Source organism: Endozoicomonas sp. ONNA2, from assembly GCF_024606365.1.
Lineage (GTDB): Bacteria > Pseudomonadota > Gammaproteobacteria > Pseudomonadales > Endozoicomonadaceae > Endozoicomonas.
This window is the reverse complement of record NZ_JAHHPO010000490.1, coordinates 1-1,127: the sequence shown is the minus strand read 5'-3', so window position 1 is coordinate 1,127 and position 1,127 is coordinate 1. Positions and strand designations below refer to the sequence as shown.

At 49.3% G+C, this 1,127-nt stretch carries 2 protein-coding genes; both read right to left on the bottom strand.

Features of this window, described 5'->3' with window-relative positions:
- Positions 1–242: 242 nt before the first annotated feature.
- Complete coding sequence (locus KDK14_RS08825; protein ID WP_257264724.1) at positions 243–866, bottom strand: LysE family translocator; 624 nt, start codon at positions 864–866, stop codon at positions 243–245.
- A gap of 26 nt (positions 867–892) precedes the next feature.
- Positions 893–1,127 (bottom strand): zinc metallopeptidase (locus tag KDK14_RS08820; protein WP_257264723.1); only part of this gene is annotated, 235 nt, incomplete at its 5' end.

Sequence of the window (1,127 nt, the reverse complement as noted above, 5' to 3'; positions counted from 1 at the left end):
TAGCTGAACAGGGCTATTGATGCTTGAATAATGGATTTAGCGAATGGTTACGTCAGTACTGACCTTGCTGAACTTAAGTTATTGATACTTATAATGATGCCAGCTTTACGCCAGAAAAATTGCGGATTTAAAACAAGACATTCGAATTCTGAGAGGAGAACTCCACAACCCACTTCCACAGATTAAACAGATTTTTCTCTGGCACCAGATCCTGTGCTGGCAATTGATTTATTCTGCCAGATTTAACCAAACGCCAGCCAGATACCCACCCCCATCATCAAAGAGCCGGCAATCCGGTTCATCACCCGTACGTTACCGCTTTTTTGCAGAAAATGTCGCAGCGTTCTGCCACCGGCTGCGTATATATTCAGGCAGATAAATTCAATAACCAGAATAATAGCCACCAGAATAACCAACTGTGGAGCCAACGGCAGATCTGCAGCAATAAACGGTGGCAGTAAAGAGATACAGAATGCCCATCCCTTGGGATTGGCTACTGCGGTCACAAACCCCTGAACCATCAGTTCTCGGGCACACGTCTCGTGTGGTTGCTGCCCCTCATGGGGAATGGCCATTTTCCCCCTGGACAGCCACATCTGCCCCCCAAGGTAGAACAAATACACACCCCCAACCCACTTAAACACCGTGAAAGCAGCCGGATAGTTCAGCAGCACTGCAGCTACACCGACCACGGCCAGCACGGCAATAAGCCCAACGCCAACCAGTTCTCCCAACATCATCCACAGTGCCCGGCGAATACCCACGGTCATCCCCAGCGTCATGGCCAGTGTCATGCACATGCCCGGGGTGGCAGAAACAAAGAAAAACGTGGGAACAAACAGAACCAGCAGTGATGTACTGACCATATTAATTGAATTCCAGAAGCATCTGCCTATCGCCTCAAAATAGCTATCCATCGTCCGATATTCAGCAAGCTTGCCAGAGCCGCAGCAACATAGGTCCCGGCTGCTGCCTTGAGGACTTTTCTGGCCCCCGGTAGATCCTCTTTGGCCAGATAACCTTCTTCCAGAATCGGCAGCGCCTTGTTAAAGCTGGCATCCATCTCAACGGGCAAGGAATTGTCTGTAAATAACTTCCACATATTCAGATGCTCCACCGCAATCATC

Excerpts from the sequence above, each read along its gene's own strand:
- KDK14_RS08825 (WP_257264724.1), bottom strand. The coding sequence starts at position 866 with ATGGTCAGTACATCACTGCTGGTTCTGTTTGTTCCCACGTTTTTCTTT.